The 20,667-nt window shown below is 70.7% G+C and carries 13 protein-coding genes; 7 read left to right on the forward strand and 6 right to left on the reverse strand.

Translation table 11 applies throughout. From position 1 onward, the window contains the following. Positions 1-19: 19 nt before the first annotated feature. Positions 20-961 (reverse strand): NADP-dependent oxidoreductase, encoded by a 942-nt coding sequence (locus ACZ6ZP_RS10030; protein ID WP_469406289.1) that lies wholly within the window; start codon positions 959-961, stop codon positions 20-22. A gap of 437 nt (positions 962-1,398) precedes the next feature. Here ACZ6ZP_RS10030 and ACZ6ZP_RS10035 point away from each other — a divergent pair, with 437 nt between their 5' ends. Together ACZ6ZP_RS10035 and ACZ6ZP_RS10040 are read left to right on the forward strand one after the other, a co-directional pair. Further along, a complete protein-coding gene (locus ACZ6ZP_RS10035) occupies positions 1,399-3,990 on the forward strand; it encodes a glycoside hydrolase family 3 protein (protein ID WP_469406290.1) in 2,592 nt (863 codons plus the stop codon). A gap of 98 nt (positions 3,991-4,088) precedes the next feature. Next, positions 4,089-4,562: a carboxymuconolactone decarboxylase family protein gene (locus ACZ6ZP_RS10040; RefSeq protein WP_351160941.1), complete on the forward strand. Its 474-nt coding sequence runs from the start codon at positions 4,089-4,091 to the stop codon at positions 4,560-4,562. Between the two features lie 9 nt (positions 4,563-4,571). Here ACZ6ZP_RS10040 and ACZ6ZP_RS10045 read toward each other — a convergent pair whose 3' ends face one another. Together ACZ6ZP_RS10045 and ACZ6ZP_RS10050 are read right to left on the reverse strand one after the other, a co-directional pair. Beyond that, positions 4,572-5,249, reverse strand: a complete 678-nt coding sequence (locus ACZ6ZP_RS10045) for a TetR/AcrR family transcriptional regulator (protein ID WP_383817897.1) — start codon at positions 5,247-5,249, stop codon at positions 4,572-4,574. Between the two features lie 75 nt (positions 5,250-5,324). Next, on the reverse strand, positions 5,325-6,512 hold the full coding sequence (locus ACZ6ZP_RS10050; protein WP_366464982.1) for a serine hydrolase domain-containing protein: 1,188 nt from the start codon (positions 6,510-6,512) through the stop codon (positions 5,325-5,327). A gap of 178 nt (positions 6,513-6,690) precedes the next feature. Here ACZ6ZP_RS10050 and helR point away from each other — a divergent pair, with 178 nt between their 5' ends. Continuing rightward, entirely contained in the window at positions 6,691-8,856 is a 2,166-nt protein-coding gene (helR, locus tag ACZ6ZP_RS10055; RefSeq protein WP_361461591.1) for an RNA polymerase recycling motor ATPase HelR, read from the forward strand. Positions 8,857-8,887: 31 nt separating this feature from the next. Here the strand turns inward: helR and mgtA are convergent, their stop codons facing one another. After that, a complete protein-coding gene (gene mgtA / locus ACZ6ZP_RS10060) occupies positions 8,888-11,599 on the reverse strand; it encodes a magnesium-translocating P-type ATPase (RefSeq protein WP_469406292.1) in 2,712 nt (903 codons plus the stop codon). 504 nt (positions 11,600-12,103) lie between these two features. On the opposite strand from mgtA, the gene ACZ6ZP_RS10065 reads away from it, so the two are divergent. From ACZ6ZP_RS10065 to ACZ6ZP_RS10075, 3 genes are all read left to right on the forward strand, one after another. Beyond that, positions 12,104-14,161 (forward strand): phosphocholine-specific phospholipase C, encoded by a 2,058-nt coding sequence (locus ACZ6ZP_RS10065; RefSeq protein ID WP_469406294.1) that lies wholly within the window; start codon positions 12,104-12,106, stop codon positions 14,159-14,161. Between the two features lie 118 nt (positions 14,162-14,279). Further along, positions 14,280-16,871, forward strand: a complete 2,592-nt coding sequence (valS, locus tag ACZ6ZP_RS10070; protein WP_469406295.1) for a valine--tRNA ligase — start codon at positions 14,280-14,282, stop codon at positions 16,869-16,871. A 65-nt stretch (positions 16,872-16,936) separates the two neighbouring features. Then, the gene (locus ACZ6ZP_RS10075; protein WP_383823142.1) at positions 16,937-17,923 is read left to right on the forward strand and encodes an LURP-one-related family protein; all 987 of its coding nucleotides are present in this window, start codon (positions 16,937-16,939) and stop codon (positions 17,921-17,923) included. Between the two features lie 123 nt (positions 17,924-18,046). Here the strand turns inward: ACZ6ZP_RS10075 and ACZ6ZP_RS10080 are convergent, their stop codons facing one another. Together ACZ6ZP_RS10080 and ACZ6ZP_RS10085 are read right to left on the reverse strand one after the other, a co-directional pair. After that, positions 18,047-18,979 (reverse strand): DMT family transporter, encoded by a 933-nt coding sequence (locus ACZ6ZP_RS10080; protein ID WP_351160957.1) that lies wholly within the window; start codon positions 18,977-18,979, stop codon positions 18,047-18,049. Continuing rightward, a complete protein-coding gene (locus ACZ6ZP_RS10085; RefSeq protein ID WP_469406297.1) occupies positions 18,976-19,788 on the reverse strand; it encodes a phosphatase PAP2 family protein in 813 nt (270 codons plus the stop codon). Before ACZ6ZP_RS10085 ends, ACZ6ZP_RS10080 begins: the two co-directional genes overlap by 4 nt. 169 nt (positions 19,789-19,957) lie before the next feature. On the opposite strand from ACZ6ZP_RS10085, the gene ACZ6ZP_RS10090 reads away from it, so the two are divergent. Beyond that, positions 19,958-20,593 carry a TetR/AcrR family transcriptional regulator gene (locus tag ACZ6ZP_RS10090; RefSeq protein ID WP_351160961.1) on the forward strand — a complete coding sequence of 212 codons (636 nt, stop codon included), beginning with the start codon at positions 19,958-19,960 and terminating at the stop codon, positions 20,591-20,593. Positions 20,594-20,667: the final 74 nt, after the last annotated feature.

A 20,667-nucleotide genomic window follows, 5' to 3' on the forward strand; every position in this document is an offset into this window, starting at 1 on the left:
GTCAGCCCCGTCACCTCAGTCACACGCCCACCTCGATCACAACCTTGCCGCGCGCATGCCCACCCTCCACCGCACGGAGCGCCTCCCCGGCCCGCTCCAGCGGATACGTCGCCGTCACCTGCGGCCGCAGCACCCCGTCGACGGCAAGCCGCGCCACTGCGTCCAGGACCTCACGGGTCCGCGCCCGCGCGACCGCCGCCCCGCCCAGCTCGGCGACCGTCTCCTTGGCCGCGGCCGTGATCAGCTTCCCCGCGCGGTCGGGAAGCAGGGACGCCACCGCCACGAGATCCTCGCCGCCCACCAGGTCGAAGATCGCGTCGACGCGCCCGCCCGGCGCGGCCGCCCGCACCCGGTCCGCGAGATCCGTCCCAAGGCCGCCGTGCCCCGACGGCACATGCACCGCCCCCAGCGCCTCGACGAAGTCCTTCTTGCCCGCGCTCGCCGTGCCCACGACACGGACACCGAAGTGCCGCGCCAGCTGCGCCGCGGCCACGCCCACGCCGCCACCGACCCCGGTGATCAGCAGCGTCGCCCCGGCGGGCAGATCCAGCTGCCGCACCCCGTCGTACGCCGTCGCCACCGCGACCGGCAGCGCGGCGGCCTCCGCGAAGGTCAGCCCCGAGGGCTTGTGCGCGGCGAGCGAGGCCGGCAGGAGGGTGTGCTCGGCGTAGCCGCCGGTGTCCGGGTTGCCGAACACCGCGTCGCCGACGGCGAAGCCCTCCACGTCCGCGCCGACCGCCTCGACCACCCCGGCGACCTCACTACCCAGCACCTCGGGGAACGCGACGGGCGGCGCCCCCGGCCTCCGCTTCCCGGCCCGCAGCTTCCAGTCGACCGGGTTGACCCCGGCCGCCCGCACCGCGACCAGGAGCTGACCCGGGCCGGGCTCCGGCGGGTCCTGGTCGACGAAGCCCTCCACTTCGGGGCCGCCGAACCGGGTGAATACGTACGCCTTGGACATGTGCTCCCTCGCTTCGAACCGCGTGCCGTGAACCGTGTGCCGTAAACCGTGAACCGTGTGCCGTAAACCGTGCACGTGAACCGCGTGAACCGTGCATCGACGCAGGTGTCACCTTCCACGACCGCCATGATCACCCCGCTATTCCCCAGGCGACGCAGCGTTCACGAGCTCGCAATGACGGGCGCGGGCGCGGGCGAGGGGCGCGGGCGAGAAGTGTGGTCGAGGGGCGTCGGCGAGAAGCGCGGGCGAGCCTTCTCCGTCGCCGCCCAAAAACTGAACACCCCGCAAAGTTTTGCCGACGCGAGCCTTGACCTTAAGTGTTCAACCAATCAAGACTCAGGCCCCGTAACACCGCACTGGCGCGGATGACGCATTCAGCTCTTGGCGTCGTCGACCCAGTTCGGCACGCCCAGAGCCGCGTTCGGAGGCCATTCGCCATGCCTGCCACCACACGTCGTGAACTCATGAAGCAACTGGGCGGCACCGCAGCCGCCTTCGCCTTCGTGGCCGCCGCCGGCCCGATCGCCGCGGCCTCGCCCGCCGCGGCCGTCGGCGCAGGCGCCGAGGCCACCGCCTCCCCGGGCGCGGCCGCCGCCACGCGCCGCGTCCGGGGGCTCATCGCCCGCCTCACCCTCGACGAGAAGATCAGCCTCGTCCACGGCGCCACCGATCCGCGAAGACTGGGCCAGGCCGGATACCTGCCGGGCGTCAAACGCCTGGGCATACCGGAGCTGCGCCTGAGCGACGGCCCCGCGGGCGTGAACGTCACCCGGTCCGCCACCGGCCTCCCGCCGGTCGCGACCCTCGGCTCCTCGTTCAACGTCGAACTCGCCCGCCAGTACGGCGAAGTGATGGGCCGTGAGGGCCGCACCCTCGACATGGACGTGCTGCTCGCCCCGCAGATCGAGCTCTCCCGCACGCCCTTCTTCAGCCGCAACAAGGACCAGTCCGGCGAGGACCCGTACCTCAACGGCCTGATCGGCGCCGCCCAGGTCGAGGGCGTCCAGGCGCAGGGCATGCTCGCCCAGGCCAAGCACTTCCTCGCCAACAACCAGCGCCTGCACGAGTTCGACCGCGAGAAGCCGGAGAACTCCTACGACTTCGTCGTCGACGACCGCACCCTGCACGAGCTCTATCTGCCCGCCTTCGAGGCCGTCGTCCGCGCCGGGGTCGCCTCCGTCATGTCGGCGTACAACCACCTCAACGGCAAGTGGAACTCGGAGCAGAGCAGCACCCTCACCGACATCCTCCGCGGCGAACTCGGCTTCAAGGGCTTCGTCACGTCCGACTGGGGCGCCACCCACTCCACGGCCGCGCTCGAAGCGGGCCAGGACATGCAGATGTGGGACGGCTCGTTCTACGGCGAGCCCCTGAAGAAGGCCATCAAGGACGGCTCCATCCCCGAGTCCGCCCTGGACACCGCCGTCTCCCGCATCCTCGGCCGGTACGACGCCTTCGGCATGCTCGACGGCAGCCGCGTCCCCGCCCGCAAGGAGATCGACGTGAGGGCGGGTGCCCGCGTCGCCCGCGAAGTCGCCACCCAGGGCGCGGTGCTGCTCGCCAACGACGGCGGCCTTCCGCTGTCGCACGCAGCGCTGCGCGATCTCGCGCTCATAGGCCCGACCGCGGGCCAGGTCGCCACTTCGGTCTCGGGCGAGCGCGCGTACGGCTTCGAGGAGCGCCTGGTCAGCCCGCTCGACGCGCTGCGCCGCAGCACCAAGCGGAAGATCGCGTACGAGGTCGGCGTCGACCTCACGGGCACGGCCGTCCCCGCCTCCGCGTTCCCCAAGGGCCTGACGCGCAAGGGCGGCGGCACGGACAAGAAGATCGACTTCGTCGGCGACAAGGCCCTTCCCGTCGGCACGACGGCCGAGTGGACCGGCACCTTCGTGCCGCCCACCACCGGCGAGTACGCGCTCAAGATCCAGGGCTGGAGCGCGGCGGTCTCGCTCAGTATCGACGGCAAGGAGCTGACGACCGCGGCGGGCGCCCGCGACAGCTTCGCGCGCAAGTGGTCCTCCATCGTCCCGACCACCGACGGCCTCGACAACGGCCAGGCCGAACCCGTCGAGCTCACCGGCGGCAGGTCCTACCAGGTCGTCGTCAAGGCCACCGGCTGGGCCGCGACCGTCGCCGACCGCGGCCCGGTCCAGGTCCGGTTCGCCTGGGTGACGCCCGAGCGGCGCGGCGCCTCCATCGACGCGGCGGCGAAGCTGGCCCGGCGCGTCCACACCCCGGTCGTCTTCGCCTTCAACGGCTCGGGCGGATCGGTGGGCGGTGGCGGCGACTTCACCACGCTGACGCTCCCCGCCCACCAGGACGAGCTGATCACGGCCGTGGCCGAGGCCAATCCGCGTACCGTCGTCGTGCTCACCACCGGCTGCCCGGCGACGATGCCCTGGCGCCGCGAGGTCGGCACGATCCTGCACACCGGTTACGTCGGCCAGGAGGGCGGCTGGTCCACCGCCGATCTGCTCACCGGCCGCGCGAACCCGGGCGGCAAGGCCACGGTGACCTGGCCGAAGAAGGACACCGACCACCCCACCCTGGACCCGGCTCACCCCGAGCGCTACTACGGGGTCGACGGAGTGGTCACGTACAGCGAGGGGATCTTCACCGGCTACCGCGGCTTCGACAAGGCGGGCATCGAGCCCCTCTTCCCCTTCGGACACGGCCTGTCCTACACGGAGTTCGGCTACCGCGACCTGTCCGTGCGCAGGGCGGGCGACGGCTACGAGGTGTCGTTCACGGTGACCAACCGGGGGCGGCGCACGGGCGCCGAGGTCCCGCAGGTGTACGTCGGGGCGCCGCGCGGCGCAGATGTCGAGATGGCCGTGAGGACGCTGGCCGCCTTCGACCGCGTCGAGCTGCGCGCGGGGGAGTCGCGCCGGGTCAGGGTGCGGGTCGCCGAGCGGCAGCTGTCGTACTGGGACACGGACCGGGGCCGCTGGGTGCGCCCGGAAGGGAGGCGTGCGGTGTACGTCGGGTCGTCGTCGCGCGACATCCGGCTGACGGGGACAGCGCGCTAGACGGCGGTGAGACCCACGTCACGTTCGTGCATGTCACAACTCACGGGGGCCGTCTCGTCCAAAGGGTGTATCCAGCAAGGACGACACAGGAGTACACCATGGAAGCTCGGTTGAACCTCATGGCGAACCCGGTCGCCGCCAAGGCCCTGAAGCACCTCGTCGCCGCGGGCCAGGCGCTCACGGAGTCGACGCTGCCGGCCTCGACGCGGGAACTGGTGAGCCTGCGCGCCAGCCAGATCAACGGCTGCGGGTTCTGCGTCGACATGCACACCAAGGACGCCACGCACGCGGGGGAGACCTCGCTGCGCCTCAACCTGGTCGCCGCCTGGCGCGAGGCCACGGTCTTCACCGAGGCCGAGCGCGCGGCCCTGGAGCTGACCGAGCAGGGGACGCGGATCGCTGACGCGGCCGGTGGCGTCACGGACGAGGCGTGGGCGAACGCCGCCAAGCACTACGACGAGGACCAGCTCGCCGCCCTGGTGGCCCAGATCGCCCTCATCAACGCCTTCAACCGCGGGAACGTCATCAACCAGCAGCCCGCCGGCGACTACCAGGTCGGCCAGTACCACTGAGGAGGCGACCTAGGGGAGTCGCTCCGCCCCAGCCGGCTCATCGAGGCCCTGACCGTCCACGGTGAGGGCCTGGGTGAGCCGGTCCAGGTGCGCGCGGTACAGCCCGACGAAGTCCAGGCGCCCTTCGGCGATCGCCCACTGCACCTGGAGTCCGTCGGACACGGCGAGGATCTCGCGCGCGATGCTCTCCGGATCGGTGCCGGGCCTCAACTGCCCCGCGTCGAAAGAGCGTTGCAGCGCGGAAGCGAGGGAGTGCGCGACACGCTCGTACCGCTCGGCGAAGTAGGCGTGCGCCGGGTGCGCGGGATCTCCGGCCTCCGCCGACAGCTTGGTGTAGAGCTGGATGAGCCCCGGCTGGGTGAGGTTGTACGCGGCCAGCGCGAGCACCTCCCGGAACAGCGCACGCACGTCGTCGCCGCCGGAGTCGGGGCCCAGCTCTCCGAACGTACGCATCGTGCGCTCGTCGCGGGCTTCGAGGACCGCCATCAGGAGCCGCTGCTTCGACCCGAAGTGGTGGGTGATGACGGTGGCGGAGGTGCCCGCCTCCGCGGCGATCTTCGCCAGGGAGGAGTTCAGATAGCCCGCCTTGGCGAAGAGCGCGAGAGCGGAGTCGATGATGGCCGCTCTGCGGGTGTCGGCGGCGGCGTACTGCCCTGACGGGCGGTGGCGCGGGGTGTGCTGCTCCATGGGGGGCAGATTACGTTCCCCGCGTCCCTCACCTCGGGCTACGTCCCCCGGTCCCTTCACTTCAGGTCACTCAGATCACTTCAGGCTTCGGTACAGCGCCCCCACCAGGTGCACGCTCCGCAGATCCTCCCCCGAGGTCCCGCCGCCCATCCGATTCATCACGTACGCGTACGCGACCTTGTTCTCCGGATCGGCGAACGCGTACGACCCGCCAGCGCCCCCGTGCCCGAAGGCGCGCGGGTTGGGCCCGGCCTGCCCGTACAGGTTCAGCATGTAGCCGAGCCCCCAGTCCCATTTCGCGCCCCACTCCGTGCCCGCCGCGAGCACCAGATCGGGCTCGTCGGGCTCCCCCTGCCGCGTCCGCAGCCGCTCCAGCGCGGCGGGACTCAGCAACTCCCCGGCCCCCAGCGCCGCGTATACCGTCGCGAGCCCCCGCGCGGACGCGTGCCCGTTGGCCGCGGGGATCTCGGCGGATCGGTACGCCGCCTTGTTCACGTTGCCCACGGGCAGGTACTGCAGGGCCAGCGTGACGGCGGCCATCGGGTGCTCGTCGATCGACGTCACCGGCGGTGCGGGCGGAGGGGCGGAGCCCAGCGCGCTGCGCGGGCCGTCGTCGGATGCGAGCGGCCTCGCCATGTCCGCGCACCGGCCGTGCTCGCTCTCCGGGGTGCCCACGAAGACATCGGCCCCCAGCGGCCCGGTGACCTCCTCGCGCAGGAACGTACCGAGCGAGACCCCCGTGATCCGCCGGACGACCTCGCCGACCAGATAGCCGAAGCTGACCGCGTGGTACCCCTGGGCCGAGCCCGGCTTCCACCACGGCGGCGTCGCGGCCAGCGCCCCGCAGACCTTCTCCCAGTCGTAGAGGTCCTCCGACGTCATGGGCTCGCGCGGTGCGATCACCCCGGAGCGATGGCTCAGCAGCCAGCGCACCGGGATGTCCTCCTTGCCTTCTCGGGCGAACTGGGGCCAGTAGCGGGCGACCGGAGCGTCCAGGTCGAGATCGCCGCGGTCGGCCAGGAGATGCGCGCACAGCGCGGTCATCCCCTTGGTCGTGGAGTACACGTTCACCAGCGCGTCGCGCTCCCACGCGCGCGTGCCCCTCTTGTCCGCGTCACCGCCCCACAGATCGACGACGAACTCGCCGTCCACGGTGGCCGCGACGGCCGCCCCGAGATCGCCGCGCTCGGAGAAGTTCCGCTCGAACTCCTCGCGTACGCTCTCGAATCCGGGGGCGCAGGTGCCGTGGACGCGTGCGGTCATGACTCTCCTCGATCGCCGGAAGCGCATCTTGGCGGAGGCAAAAAGAAAAGGCAAGGAGGTGTTCCCACTCCTTGCCACTCTTAATTTATAGCGCACAGGGGGGCTTGCGGCAAGGCCCCGGTGATGCCGCACAATCGCAGGCCAAAGCCAGGACCTGCGGAAACGGGAGATTCACCAAGTGCCTGCGTTGCTGTCTGCGTTCGACCTTCCTGCCCATCTCGCCCCCAAGGCCGACCCCACGCTGATCGCCGGTGACGAGAAGCACTTCGCGGCGATCGCCCAGACCCTCGAGCAGACCATCGCCGAGGTGTCCCACCGTCTCGACGTCCTGCGCAAGGCGCCCGGCGGCATGGGCCGCGACGCGATGGACCGGGATCTGGAGATCCACCGCCTGACCGGTCGCCTGAGCGCCCTGAACCGCTTCGGGCTCGACCTGTGCCTGGGACACATCGTCGGCGCGGACGACTCCCAGCCGGTGTACATCGGACGGCTCGGTCTCACCGACAGCGAGGGCCGTCGGCTGCTGCTCGACTGGCGCGCCCCCGCGGCCGAGCCGTTCTTCGCGGCGACCCACGCCGACCCGATGGGTCTCGCGAGCCGCCGCAGGTATCGCTGGACCGACGGCCGGATCAGCGACTACTGGGACGAGGTGTTCACCGCCGACGGGCTCGAAGGGCACGCGGCCCTCGACGACCAGTCCGCCTTCATCGCCAGCCTGGGCAGCAACCGGTCGGCCCGGATGCGGGACGTGCTCTCCACCATCCAGTCCGACCAGGACGCCATCATCCGCGCGGGGTCCCGCGGCGCCCTCGTCGTCGACGGCGGCCCGGGCACGGGCAAGACCGTGGTCGCCCTGCACCGCTCCGCCTACCTCCTCTACTCCGACCCGCGCCTCGGTCACAGCAGGGGCGGCGTGCTCTTCGTCGGCCCGCACCGGCCCTACCTGAACTACGTCGCCGACGTCCTGCCCAGCCTCGGCGAGGAGGGCGTGCAGACCTGCATCCTTCAGGACCTCGTCACCGAGGGAGCGGCGGCGCGGCCCGAGACCGACCCCGAAGTGGCCCGCCTGAAGTCGTCCGCGGACATGGTCAAGGCGATCGAGAAGGCCGTCAGGTTCTACGAGGAGCCGCCGACCAAGGGGATGACGGTCTCGACCGACTGGGCCGACGTCCGGCTGAGCGCCGACGACTGGGCCGAGGCGTTCGGCGCGGCGGGCCACGGCACCCCGCACAACGAGGCGCGCGAGCTGGTGTGGGAGGAGCTCGTCGCGATCCTCCTGGACAAGCTCGACGGCGACGTTCCCGGCGAGCTCTTCGAGAAGTCGCTGCGGCACGACGAGGAGCTGGTCACCACCCTGCACCAGGCCTGGCCGCTGCTCGAAGCGGCGGACCTCGTCGGAGACCTGTGGTCGAACTCCGCCTATCTGCGGATGTGCGCGCCCTGGCTCGACCGGGACGAGGTGCGCACGCTCATGCGCAAGGAGGCGCCCCAGGCCTGGACGGTCTGCGACCTGCCGCTCCTGGACGCGGCACGCCAGCGGCTCGGCGACCCGGAGGCGGCCCGGCAGAAGCGCCGCCACGAGGCCGTCCTCGCCGCCCAGCGCGAGCAGATGACGCAGGTCGTCGACAACCTGATCGACGCCGCGTCCGCCTCCGGCGCCGACGGGGACGACGGTGTGGGCCTGGTGCGGATGTTGCGCGGTCAGGACGCCCAGGTCAGCCTGGTCGACGAGTCCGAGCTGCCGCCCGCCGACCCGGACCGGCTCGCGGGGCCGTTCGCGCACGTCGTCGTGGACGAGGCCCAGGAACTGACGGACGCGGAGTGGCAGATGCTGCTGCTGCGATGCCCGTCCCGCAGCTTCACCATCGTCGGGGACCGCGCGCAGGCCAGGCACGGGTTCACGGAGTCGTGGCAGGAACGTCTCGAGCGGATCGGGCTCGACCGCGTCGGCGTGGAGTCCCTGAGCGTCAACTACCGGACGCCACAGGAGGTCATGACGGAGGCCGAGCCGGTCATCCGGGCCGCGCTCCCGGACGCCAACGTGCCGACCTCCATCCGCAGCAGCGGTGTCCCCGTCGTCCACGGTTTTGTCGCGGACCTGGACTCGGTCCTCGACACCTGGCTGGCCGCGCACACGGACGGGATCGCCTGTGTCATCGGCGATCCCGCCTTCGCGGCGACGTCCCGTGTCCGGTCACTGACCCCGGAGCTGTCGAAGGGACTCGAGTTCGACCTGGTCGTGCTCATCGACCCCGAGACCTTCGGGGACGGGATCGAAGGAGCGGTCGACCGCTATGTGGCGATGACCCGCGCGACGCAGCAACTCGTCGTCCTCACGAGCTGACGGCGTCGCGCCGGTCAGCGTCACGGCGGTGTCAGAGCCAGCTGCCGTAGCGCCGGATGTACAAGCCCTTCACCACCTGGGTGAGCGTGCAGTACGCGAGCAGCGTCCCGATCAGCCACGGGAAGTAGCTCATCGGCAGCGGCCCCATCGACAGGGCCGAAGCCAGCGGCGAGAACGGCAGCCACAGGCCGAGGACCATCACCGCGCCCGTCATCAGGAGCACCGGCAGTGACGCGCGCGACTGGACGAACGGGATCCGGCGCGTGCGGATCATGTGCACGATCAGCGTCTGCGACAGCAGACCCTCCACGAACCAGCCCGTCTGGAAGAGGGTCTGCTGCGCGGGCGAGTTCGCCTGGAAGACGTACCACATCACCAGGAACGTGGTGATGTCGAAGACCGAGCTGATGGGACCGACCCGGATCATGAACCGGCCGATGCCCTTCGCGTCCCAGGTGCGCGGCTCGCGCAGGTACTCCTTGTCCATCCGGTCCCAGGGGATCGACAGCTGGCTGATGTCGTAGCAGAGGTTCTGCACCAGGAGGTGGATGGCGAGCATCGGCTGGAAGGGGAGGAACGCCGACGCGACCAGGACCGAGAAGACGTTGCCGAAGTTCGACGACGCCGTCATCTTGATGTACTTGATGGTGTTGCCAAAGGTCTGACGTCCCGTCAGCACGCCCTGTTCCAGGACCATCAGGTCCTTCTCCAGGAGAATGATGTCGGCGGACTCCTTGGCGATGTCGACGGCCGTGTCCACGGAGACGCCCACGTCGGCCTCGCGCAGCGCCGCCGCGTCGTTGATGCCGTCCCCGAGGAAGCCGACCGTGTGCCCGTCGGCCTTCAGGGCCCGTACGATCCGTGCCTTCTGGACCGGGTTGACCTTCGCGAACACCGTCGTCGTACGCGCGAGGCGCATCAGTTCGGCGTCGTCGACCAGGTCGATCGTGGCGCCCGTGATCAGCTCGCTGACGTCGAGGCCGACGTCCGCGCAGACCCGCGCGGCGACCAGTTCGTTGTCGCCGGTGACGACCTTGACCGCGACGCCGTTCTCGGCGAGCGCGCGCAGGGCCTCGGCCGCGTCCTGCTTCGGCGGGTCGAGGAACGCCAGGAATCCGACCAGGGCCAGGTCCGACTCGTCCGCCGCCGTGTAGGTGTCGCGATCGGCGGGCACGCCGCGCGTCGCGACCGCAAGGACCCGCAGGCCCTCACGGTTGTGGCGCTCACTGATGTGCCTGACCTGGGCGCGCAGTTGGTCCGTGAGCTCGACGCGCTCGCCGCGGTCCATGACGTGGGCGCAGAGCTCGACGACCTCCTCCACCGCTCCTTTGGTGACGATCGTGTGCTCGTCGGCCGGTCCGGACAGTTCGTCGCGGCGCAGCACGACGGACATCCGCCGTCGGGCGAAGTCGAAGGGGATCTCGTCGACCATCGTGAAGAGCCGGTCGACGACAACCTCCTCGGCCTCGTCGACGCGGTCGACGACCGCCTGGTCCATGAGGCCCCGCAGGCCCGTCTGGAAGTGCGCGTTGAGGTAGGCGTATTCGAGCACCTCGCGGTCCTCGTGACCGTGTGCGTCGAGGTAGCGGTCGAGGACGATGCGGTCCTCGGTGAGCGTGCCCGTCTTGTCGGTGCACAGCACGTCCATCGCGCCCAGGTTCTGGATCGCGTTGAGCTGCTTGACGACGACCTTGTGCTGCGACATCGCGACCGCGCCGCGCGCCAGGTTCGCCGAGACCACCATCGGCAGCATCTCGGGCGTGAGCCCGACCGCCACGGAGACGGAGAACAGCAGCGCCTGGTCCCAGTCGCCCTTGGTGAAGCCGTTGACGGCGAAGACGATCGGGACCATCACCAGCATGAAGCGGATGAGCAGGAAGCTGACCCGCCGCACCCCGAGGTCGAAGGCGGTCTGCGGGCGGTCGCCGACCAGGGCGCCCGCCATCGAGCCGAAGTAGGTGTCCGCGCCGGTGGCGACGGCCACTCCGGTGGCCGTGCCCGAGGTCACCGACGTACCCATCAGGCAGAGGTTGTCGGCCTCGACGGGGTCGGTGGTGGCGCGCTGGCCGAGGTCGGGGGAGCGCGTGTCCGCCTTGGCGGCCGGCAGCGACTCGCCCGACAGGGCGGCCTGGCTGACCATCAGGTCCTTGGCCGTGAGCAGCCGCAGGTCGGCCGGGACCATGTCACCGGCGGCGAGCCGCACGAGGTCGCCGGGGACGACCTGCTCCATGGGGATCTCTTCGGTCGCGGGGTGCTCGCTCCACCGGCGCCGGACCGCGCAGGAGGTGGTGACCAGCGCTTTGAGCGCCTCGGCCGAGCGGGTCGAGCGGAACTCCTGCCAGAACCGCAGCAGTCCGCTGATCAGCACCATCGAGGTGAGGATCCAGACGCCGGGGTCGGCCGGGTCCTGCCAGTACATGACCGCGGCGAGCACGACCAGGACGCCGATGAAGGGGTTGCGGAAGGACTTGGCGAGCTGCGAAGTCCAGTGCGGCGCGCGCTCCTGGGCGACGACGTTCTCGCCGTGCCGCTCCAGGCGCTCGAGGACCTGGTCCTGGCGCAGTCCACGGCTGTCCGTGCCGAGGTCCCGCAAGACGTCGTGGGCGGGCTTCGCGCTCAACTCAGCCAGTCGTAGGCCGACTTCGCGGGTGCGGGCGTCCAGCTCGGCGGCCTTGCGCTCGCGGTTGTTCACGGGGTTCTCGCCCGGCGTCGCCGGGCGTACCTGGGGAATCAGCTTGTTCATGGCAGACCTCCCTCCGTGCGGGGGCATGGCGAAGCACGCCCGTGCACAGGGGTCGTAGGGGTGATGGGTGGTGCCGTCGGCGGGCACGGCGCATGACCGCGGCGCAGGGCCGCGGGTGCATGACCGTGTGATGACGGAAAAGAGGGGCGAGGCGCAACGGCGCCTCAGCCGGGAAGCGCTGTCGCTTCAGTGAGCAGTGCGCTTCAGAGAGACGTGGCGCTGACGCGAGGACTTCCTTCGGGACTCATCCCGAACACCTCCAAGCGATCGCGGGACACGGAAGAACGCACCATCGAGCGGTGCAGGGCCAAGTCAGGCATGTCGGTTCACATATGTCAAATACGGGACTTTAGGCCCCATAGGGTCGGGACTTGTGTCCCACCCACCAAGGGTTGGACTTCTCTTCACATCCAGGTCACGGCCCCTTCCCTGATCCTTGCTCCCCTTGACACACTGCACCCGCTCACGTCCCCCACACCCCATATGACGAGGTCGAATCCACTCATGCCAGAACTCAATCGGCGCCGGTTCATGCAACTCGCCGGCGGCACCGCAGCCTTCGCGACGCTCTCGCAGAGCATCGCCCGCGCCGCCGCCCTGCCCGCCCAGCGCCGCTCAGGCTCCATCGAGGACGTCGAGCACGTCGTCGTCCTGATGCAGGAGAACCGGTCCTTCGACCACTACTTCGGCACGATGAAGGGCGTACGCGGCTTCGGCGACCCGCGTCCGGTGACCCTGCCCAGCGGAAAGCCCGTCTGGAACCAGTCCGGCGGCGGCAAAGAGGTGCTGCCCTTCCACCCGGACGCCGAGGACCTCGGCATGCAGTTCATCGCGGGCCTCGACCACGACTGGGCCGGTGGCCACAGCGCCTTCGGCAACGGCAGGTACGACAACTGGATCGCCGCCAAGTCCGAGCGGACGATGGCCTACCTGACACGCGACGACATCCCGTTCCACTACGCCCTCGCCGACGCGTTCACCGTCTGCGACGACTACCACTGTTCGTTCATGGGGGCCACCGACCCCAACCGCTACTACATGCTGACGGGCCACGTCGGCAACGACGGCAAGGGCGGCGGCCCGGTCCTCGGCAACCAGGAGTTGGGCTACGACTGGACGACGTACGCCGAGCGCCTGGAGCAGGCCGGGGTCTCCTGGAAGGTCTACCAGGACATCGGCGACGGCCTGGACGCGGCCGGGCACTGGGGCTGGATAGACGACGCCTACCGCGGGAACTACGGCGACAACTCGCTGCTCTACTTCAACAAGTACCGCAACGCCAAGCCCGGCGACCCCCTCTACGACAAGGCGCGCACCGGCACGAACGTCAAGGCGGGCGACGGCTACTTCGACCTCCTCAAGGCCGACGTCAAGGCCGACAAGCTCCCGCAGGTCTCCTACATCGCCGCGCCCGAGGCCTTCACCGAACACCCCAACTGGCCGGTGAACTTCGGCGCCTGGTACATCGCGCAGGTCCTGGACGCCCTCACCTCCAACCCCGAGGTGTGGGCCAAGACGGCGCTGTTCATCACGTACGACGAGAACGACGGCTACTTCGACCACGTCGTCCCGCCGTACGTCCCCAAGGACGCGGGCCAGGGCAAGTCCACCGTCGACACGGCACTCGACTACTTCCCGGGCAACGCGCAGTACGCCGCAGGACACTACGGCCTGGGCCAGCGCGTCCCGATGATCGTCGTCTCGCCGTGGAGCACCGGCGGCTACGTGAACTCCGAGGTCTTCGACCACACGTCGATCATCCGGTTCATGGAGAAGCGTTTCGGCGTGCAGGAGCCCAACATCTCGCCGTGGCGGCGCGCCATCTGCGGCGACCTCACCTCCGCCTTCGACTTCGCGGGCAAGGACACCGACCCCGCGAAGCTGCCGGACACCGACGCCTACGAGCCGCCGGACAACGAGCGCCACCCCGACTACGTGCCCAAGGCCCCCGCGAAGGCGAACCTGCCCAAGCAGGAGACCGGCTCCCGGCCCGCGCGCCCGCTGCCGTACGCCCCGCTGGTGGACGGAGCGGGAACGCCCGCCGACGGCAAGTTCACGCTGACCTTCGGCGGCGGTGACGCGGCGGGCGTCTGCTTCCACGTGCGCTCCAACAACCGCACGGACGGGCCCTGGACGTACACCACGGGGGCCGGCAAGAAGCTCTCCGACACCTGGAACACGGCGTACTCGAAGGGTGCGTACGACCTGTCGGTGTTCGGCCCGAACGGTTTCCTGCGCGTCTTCAAGGGGCCCGGCAAGAAGGCGGGCCCGGAGGTCACCGCACGCCACGACAAGGCCACCGGCAACCTCAAGCTGACGCTGAGGAACGCGGGCGGCGTCGACGTGAACCTCAGCGTCGCCAACTCCTACGGCGGCGCGGCCCAGACGTTCAAGGTGAAGGCGGGCGGCACCGTCGAGCACACCGTCGACCTGCGGACGAGCAAGCGCTGGTACGACGTGACGGTGAAGTCCGACGCGGACGCCACCTTCCTGCGGCGCTTCGCCGGACACGTGGAGAACGGCCGGGCCGGGGTCAGCGACCCGGCGATCGTCTCCGCCTAGGCGCGGGGCACGGAGCGGGGCCGCCGCCGGAGCCGGATCTCCGGCGGCGGCCCCACGCCCTGGAGGCTGCCGAAAACAGGAGGCCGGCGCGTCCCGCCCGCGCCTAGCATGCGGAGGCATGACCTTCCCCCATCGCACCAGCGCGGACGGCGCCCCCGACAAGCCTGTTCTCGACGGGCTCGAAGAGAAGTGGTCGCGGCGATGGGACGAGTCGGGCGTATACACCTTCGACCGCTCCAGGACGCGTGAGGAGGTCTTCTCCGTCGACACGCCGCCGCCCACGGTCAGCGGCTCCCTGCACGTCGGACACGTCTTCTCGTACACGCACACCGACACCGTCGCCCGCTATCAGCGCATGCGCGGCAAGGAAGTCTTCTACCCGATGGGCTGGGACGACAACGGCCTGCCCACCGAGCGCCGCGTCCAGATCCACTTCGGCGTGCGGTGCGATCCCGCCCTGCCGTACGACCCGTCGTTCCGGCCACCGGAATCTGCGAAGGGTCATGCGAAGGGTCATGCGAAGGGTCAACTGCCCGTCTCCCGGCGGAACTTCATCGAACTGTGCGAGCGCCTCACGGTCGAGGACGAGAAGGCCTTCGAGGAACTGTGGCGGCTGCTGGGCCTGTCCGTCGACTGGTCGCGCACGTACCGGACGATCGGCACCGAAGCACGTGCCACCGCGCAGCTCGCGTTCCTCAACAACCTGGCGCGTGGCGAGGCCTACATCGCCGAGGCGCCCACGCTGTGGGACATCACCTACCGCACGGCCGTGGCCCAGGCCGAACTGGAGGACAGGGAGCGGCCGGGCGCCTACCACCGGCTCACCTTCCACGGGCCGGACGGCCTGCCGGTCGCGATCGACACGACCCGGCCCGAACTGCTCCCGGCCTGCGTCGCGCTGGTCGTGCACCCGGACGACGAACGCCACCGGCAGCTGGTCGGCGCGACGGTCCGCACGCCGCTCTTCGGCGTCGAGGTGCCCGTCGTGGCCCACCGCGCCGCGGTCCCGGACAAGGGCACGGGCATCGCGATGATCTGCACGTTCGGCGACACGGCCGACGTCACCTGGTGGCGCGAGCTGCGGCTCGCCACGCGCCCGGTGATCGGCTGGGACGGCCGCTTCCTCGCGCGGCCGCCGAGCGGGGTCGAGTCGGCGGCTGCCGTCGCGGCGTACGCGAAGCTGGCGGGCGCCACGGCGCACACGGCGCGGGAGCGGATCGTGGAGCTGCTGCGGGCGAGCGGTGAACTGGAGGGCGAGCCGCGGCCCGTCACCCACGCCGTGAAGTTCTACGAGAAGGGCGACCGGCCCCTGGAGATCGTCACCACCCGGCAGTGGTACCTGCGCAACGGCGGCCGCGACGAGGCGCTGCGGGAGGAACTCATGGCGCGCGGGAGCGAGTTGGCGTGGCATCCGCCGCACATGCGGGTGCGCTACGAGAACTGGGTCGGCGGTCTCAACGGCGACTGGCTGGTCAGCAGGCAGCGCTTCTTCGGCGTCCCGATCCCGGTCTGGTACCCGCTGGACGGCCACGGCGAGCCGGACTACGGCCACCCGATCGTCCCGGCCGCGTCCGCCCTGCCCGTCGATCCGAGCGCGGAGGCACCGCCCGGATACGAGGAGACCCGGCGCGGCGTGCCGCACGGCTTCATCGGCGACCCGGACGTCATGGACACCTGGGCCACCTCCTCGCTCACCCCGCAGATCGCGGGCGGCTGGCGCTCGGACCCGGATCTGTTCGCGCGGGTCTTCCCCATGGACGTCCGGCCGCAGGCGCACGAGATCATCCGTACCTGGCTGTTCTCGACGGTGGTGCGGGCGCACGCCGAGCAGGGGGAGCTGCCGTGGCGTCATGCCGCGATCTCCGGCTGGATCCTCGACCCTGATCGCAAGAAGATGTCGAAGACCAAGTCGAACGTGGTCACGCCCGGGGACCTGCTCGTGAAGCACGGCTCGGACGCGGTCCGCTACTGGGCGGCGAGCGGGCGGCCCGGCACGGACACGGCGTTCGACGTCGGCCAGATGAAGGTCGGCCGCCGCCTGGCGACGAAGCTCCTGAACATCGGCAAGTTCGTCCTGAGCCTCGGTGCGGCGGACGGACCGGACCTCGCCGCGGTCACCGAGCCGCTGGACCTGGCGGTGCTCGCCGAACTCGCCGCGACCGTCGAGGAGGCGACCGCCGCCTTCGACGACTTCGACTACGCGCGGGCGTTGGAACGTACGGAGCGGTTCTTCTGGCGCTTCTGCGACGACTACGTGGAGCTGGTCAAGGCGCGGGCGTACGGCGACCAGGGGGAGGGCGCGGGGACGGAGTCGGCGCGCGTGACGCTGCGGGCGGTCCTGGACGCGCTGCTGCGGCTGTTCGCGCCGGTCCTTCCCTTCGTGACGGAGGAGGTGTGGTCCTGGTACGCCACGGGCTCGGTGCACCGTGCGGCGTGGCCGACCCCGCGGGTCCCCGCCGGAGCGGACGCCTCCGTCCTGGCGACGGCCTCGGAGGTCATCGCCGCGGTCCGCAAGGCGAAGTCGGAGGCGCGGCTCTCCATGCGGGCGGAGGTGGCCCGAGTGGTGGTTTTCGGCCCGCGCGCGAGCCTGGACCGCTTCGCCCTCGCGCAGGCGGACGTCCGGGCCGCGGGGCGGGTCGGGGCGGTCGAACTGGCGGAGGCCGACACTCCGCTGAGGGTCGAGGTCAGCGTCGAGAACGCGCCACGGTGAGGCCGTCGTCACAGGGGCCGCGCAGGGCTGGCGGACGGCCCCTGCCTGCGGGGTAGTGTGCGCGGGTGACAACGCAATCGAACACTCCTGCAGGCTGGTATCCGGACCCCCAGGGCGCGCTCCAGCTGCTGCGCTGGTGGGACGGTTCCCAGTGGACCCAGCACACCAGCCCCAACCAGCAGGCCGGTGGCCAGCCCGCGCAGGCACAGCAGGTCCCGCAGCAGGCCCAGCAGCCCGCCGAGGTCCAGCAGCCCGCGCAGGCCCAGGCCTCGCAGGGTCAGCAGCAGGCTCAATACGGGCAGCAGCAAGGGCAGTTCGTCCAGCAGCCCCAGCAGCAGGCTCCGCAGCAGGGGTACGGTCACCCGCAGCAGGCGGCCGCGCAGGCCGACCCCGCCAAGGTGCAGCGTCAGGTCCAGCAGCAGGCGGGCGTCACGCCCTCGGCCCAGGGCGGCGGCACGCTCTTCACCGAGCCGGTCCTGGTGGTGAACCAGAAGGCCAAGCTCATCGAGCTGACGAACGAGTACAGCGTCATGGACCAGGCGGGCAACACGCTCGGCTCGGTCGTCCAGGTCGGCCAGAGCACGCTGAAGAAGGTCGCGCGCTTCGTCTCCAGCATCGACCAGTTCATGACGCACAAGCTCGAGATCCGTGACGCGTACGGCCAGCCGGTGATGCAGCTGACCCGCCCCCGCAAGTTCATGAAGTCGCGTGTCATCGTCGAGCGCGCCGACGGCCAGCCGATCGGTGAGATCGTCCAGCAGAACATGATCGGGAAGATCAACTTCGCGATCATGGTGAACGGCCAGCAGGCCGGCGCGATCAAGGCCGAGAACTGGCGCGCCTGGAACTTCTCGATCGTCGACCACGCGGACAACGAGGTCGCCCGGATCACGAAGACCTGGGAAGGCCTCGCCAAGACGATGTTCACGACCGCGGACAACTACGTCCTGCAGATCCACTACCAGCTGCCCGAGCCGCTCCTGAGCCTCGTCGTGGCGACGGCCCTGACGGTCGACACGGCCCTGAAGCAGGACTCGCGCGGCTTCGGGTGAGGTTGTTCCTCACGGGGACGGGAACGGCATCGGCGCCCTGGATCTTGGGCGCCGATGCCGTTTCTGTTCTTTCGTCTGCGGGTGTGTGGGGGCTTGTCGCGCAGTTCCCCGCGCCCCTACGGGCTAGGGCAGGTGCATGGCGACCGGCTCCGCCTGGCTTGGGATGGACGGCAGGAAGTCCTCCGAAGACAGCTCCGAGGACCGCTCCGAAGGTGCCTTGTCGTAGGCCTCGTCGCGCGGTGACCTCGTCAGGACCACCACTCCGTACGCCGCGATCGCCGCACCCCCGGCCGCCAGGAACAGTCCGGCCACGCCTCCTTGCAGGCGCTCCCCGAGCAGCGTCAGGCCGATGACGGCCGCGGCCACCGGGTTGGCCAGGGTGACGACCGCAAGCGGCGCTCCGAGGCCCCCGCGGTACGCGGTCTGGGACAGGAAGAGACCGCCCACGGCGAACGCGGCGACGAGCAGCGCCACGACGATCACCTGCGGGCTGAGCAGCGGACCCGAGCGGTCCGTCGCGGCGACCGTCACGGTCTGGGTGAGCGCGGACGCGACGCCCGACGCGAACCCGGAAGCCGTCGCGTGCCGCAGTCCCGGCCGTGTGCCCGGGCGGGACAGGGCGCCGATCACGGTCATCGTGAGGGCCGCGACGGCCACCGCCTCCGTCAGGGTCAGCGTGTCGTCGGGCGCGGGCCCGGAGGCCGTGAGCAGCAGGGCGCCGAGGCCGATCAGCGTGAGCCCCGTGCCACGCCACTCCAGCGGGGTGACCCGCCGCCCCGCGAGCCGCGCGCCCAGCGGCACGGCGGCCACCAGGGTGAGCGCGCCGAGCGGCTGGACCAGGGTGAGCGGGCCGTACTTCAGGGCCGCCACGTGCAGCAGCGCCGCGCATGCGTTGAGCCCGACGGACGACCACCACGCGCCGCTGCCGAGCAGCCGCAGGAAGCCGTTGCCGGTGCCCGCGATGCGGGCGGCGAGGCGTTCCTGGGCCACGGCGGCGGAGGCGTACGCGGCGGCCGACACGAGTGAGAGCGCGACGGCGAGGAGGGTCGCGTTCATCGGCGGACCCCCGGGGCGGCCAGTTCGCGGGCGGGTGCGTGGCGTCGTACGACGAACGAGCGCGCGGGATGCGGCAGCTTGATCACGGCGAGCGCGATGCCCAGCAGTGCGGTCACCGCGATGGCGTCGAGCCAGTAGTGATTGGCGGTCCCGACGACCACGAGCAGGGTGACCAGCGGATGCAGCAGCCACAGCCAGCGCCACCGCGAGGAGGTCGCGGCGATGAGTCCGACGGCGAGCATCAGCGCCCACCCGAAGTGCAGGGACGGCATCGCGGCGAACTGGTTCGCCATCGTGTCGGTCTGCGGGGTGGAGCCGTAGACCGTGGGGCCGTACACCTGCCCGGTGTCCACGAGGCCCGCCGCCTCCAGCATCCGGGGCGGTGCGAGAGGGAAGGTCAGGTGCAGCACGAGGGCCGCCGCGGTCAGCGCGGCGAGCACCCGCCGGCTCCATACGTAGTGCCGGGGCCTGCGCAGGTAGAGCCAGACCAGGAACAGCGCGGTGGCCGGGAAGTGGGCGGTCGCGTAGTAGGTGTTCGCGATGTGCACCAGGGTGTCGCTGCTGAGCAGCGCGTCCTGTACGGCCCCTTCGCCCGGCAGGCGCAGGGTGCGCTCGGCGTCCCACACGTGGTGGGCGTTGCGGAAGGCCTCACCGGTGTGGCCGTTGGCCAGCTGCCTGCCGAATTTGTAGACGAGAAAGAGTCCTACGACGAGGAGGAGCTCGCGGACGAGGGGCGGTCGGGCAGATGTGTCCGGCTCCCGGACGGTTATGTCCGGTTCCCTTTCGGCAGGCTCGGTTCGGGATTCCATCCCCCGGCCCCTTTACGTGATGACTGGGTGGTGCGGGTAGTGAGTGAGGGAGCGCCCCACGCATCGATACGCCAGTGTACCGATACGCCAGTGTACCGATACGGAGACGTACCGGTACACTGGCGTATCGATAGGGTCGGTCGAAGCCGCCGCATCGAGGAGAAGAGTCATGACGTCGCCGGACCAGGCACCAGATACAGCGACAGCGGACCCCGCGTGCTCGTCGCGCCGCTCCAAGATCACGCCCGAGCGTGAGCAGGAGTTCTACGACGCCGTCCTCGACCAGCTCCGCGAGTGCGGGTACGACGCCGTGACCATGGAAGGCGTGGCCTCGACGACCCGCTGCAGCAAGTCCACCCTCTACCGCCAGTGGAAGACGAAGCCCCAGTTCGTCGCGGCCGCACTGCGCGCCAACCGCTGCGTGCGCTTCGCGGGCATCGACACCGGCACGCTCGCCGGTGACCTGCGCGAGGCGGCGCGGGCCGCGGGGGAGTGGTCGACCCGGGACAGCATGCTGGTCCAGGCGCTGAGCCATGCCGTGCTGCAGGACGAGGATCTGCGCAGCGCGCTGCGCGAGGCGCTGGTCGAGCCGGAGACCCGGGCGCTGGACGACCTGGTCGCGCGGGGAGTGGCCCGGGGCGAGATCGCGGCGGACCATCCGGCCACGCGGTTCATCACGGCTCAGCTCATGGGCGTGGTCCGGGCCCGCCCGGTCCTGGAGGGCAAGCACGCGGACGAGGAGTACCTGTCCGACTTCGTGGAGGCGTGCGTGCTGCCCGCACTGGGTCTGACCGGACCCACCTGATCGTGGACCGGGGTCCGACGGATGACGGACCCCGATCTGCCTGCGCCGCGCCGCACCGTGGGGACGGGGGTGGC

It is taken from the genome of Streptomyces sp. NPDC054047 (assembly GCF_055585065.1).

Bases quoted from the DNA above. Each gene is read 5' to 3' on its own strand.
- ACZ6ZP_RS10030 (WP_469406289.1), bottom strand. From the start codon at position 961: ATGTCCAAGGCGTACGTATTCACCCGGTTCGGCGGCCCCGAAGTGGAG.
- ACZ6ZP_RS10035 (WP_469406290.1), top strand. From the start codon at position 1,399: ATGCCTGCCACCACACGTCGTGAACTCATGAAGCAACTGGGCGGCACC.
- ACZ6ZP_RS10040 (WP_351160941.1), top strand. From the start codon at position 4,089: ATGGAAGCTCGGTTGAACCTCATGGCGAACCCGGTCGCCGCCAAGGCC.
- ACZ6ZP_RS10045 (WP_383817897.1), bottom strand. From the start codon at position 5,249: ATGGAGCAGCACACCCCGCGCCACCGCCCGTCAGGGCAGTACGCCGCC.
- ACZ6ZP_RS10050 (WP_366464982.1), bottom strand. From the start codon at position 6,512: ATGACCGCACGCGTCCACGGCACCTGCGCCCCCGGATTCGAGAGCGTA.
- mgtA (WP_469406292.1), bottom strand. From the start codon at position 11,599: ATGAACAAGCTGATTCCCCAGGTACGCCCGGCGACGCCGGGCGAGAAC.
- ACZ6ZP_RS10065 (WP_469406294.1), top strand. From the start codon at position 12,104: ATGCCAGAACTCAATCGGCGCCGGTTCATGCAACTCGCCGGCGGCACC.
- valS (WP_469406295.1), top strand. From the start codon at position 14,280: ATGACCTTCCCCCATCGCACCAGCGCGGACGGCGCCCCCGACAAGCCT.
- ACZ6ZP_RS10080 (WP_351160957.1), bottom strand. From the start codon at position 18,979: ATGAACGCGACCCTCCTCGCCGTCGCGCTCTCACTCGTGTCGGCCGCC.
- ACZ6ZP_RS10085 (WP_469406297.1), bottom strand. From the start codon at position 19,788: ATGGAATCCCGAACCGAGCCTGCCGAAAGGGAACCGGACATAACCGTC.
- ACZ6ZP_RS10090 (WP_351160961.1), top strand. From the start codon at position 19,958: ATGACGTCGCCGGACCAGGCACCAGATACAGCGACAGCGGACCCCGCG.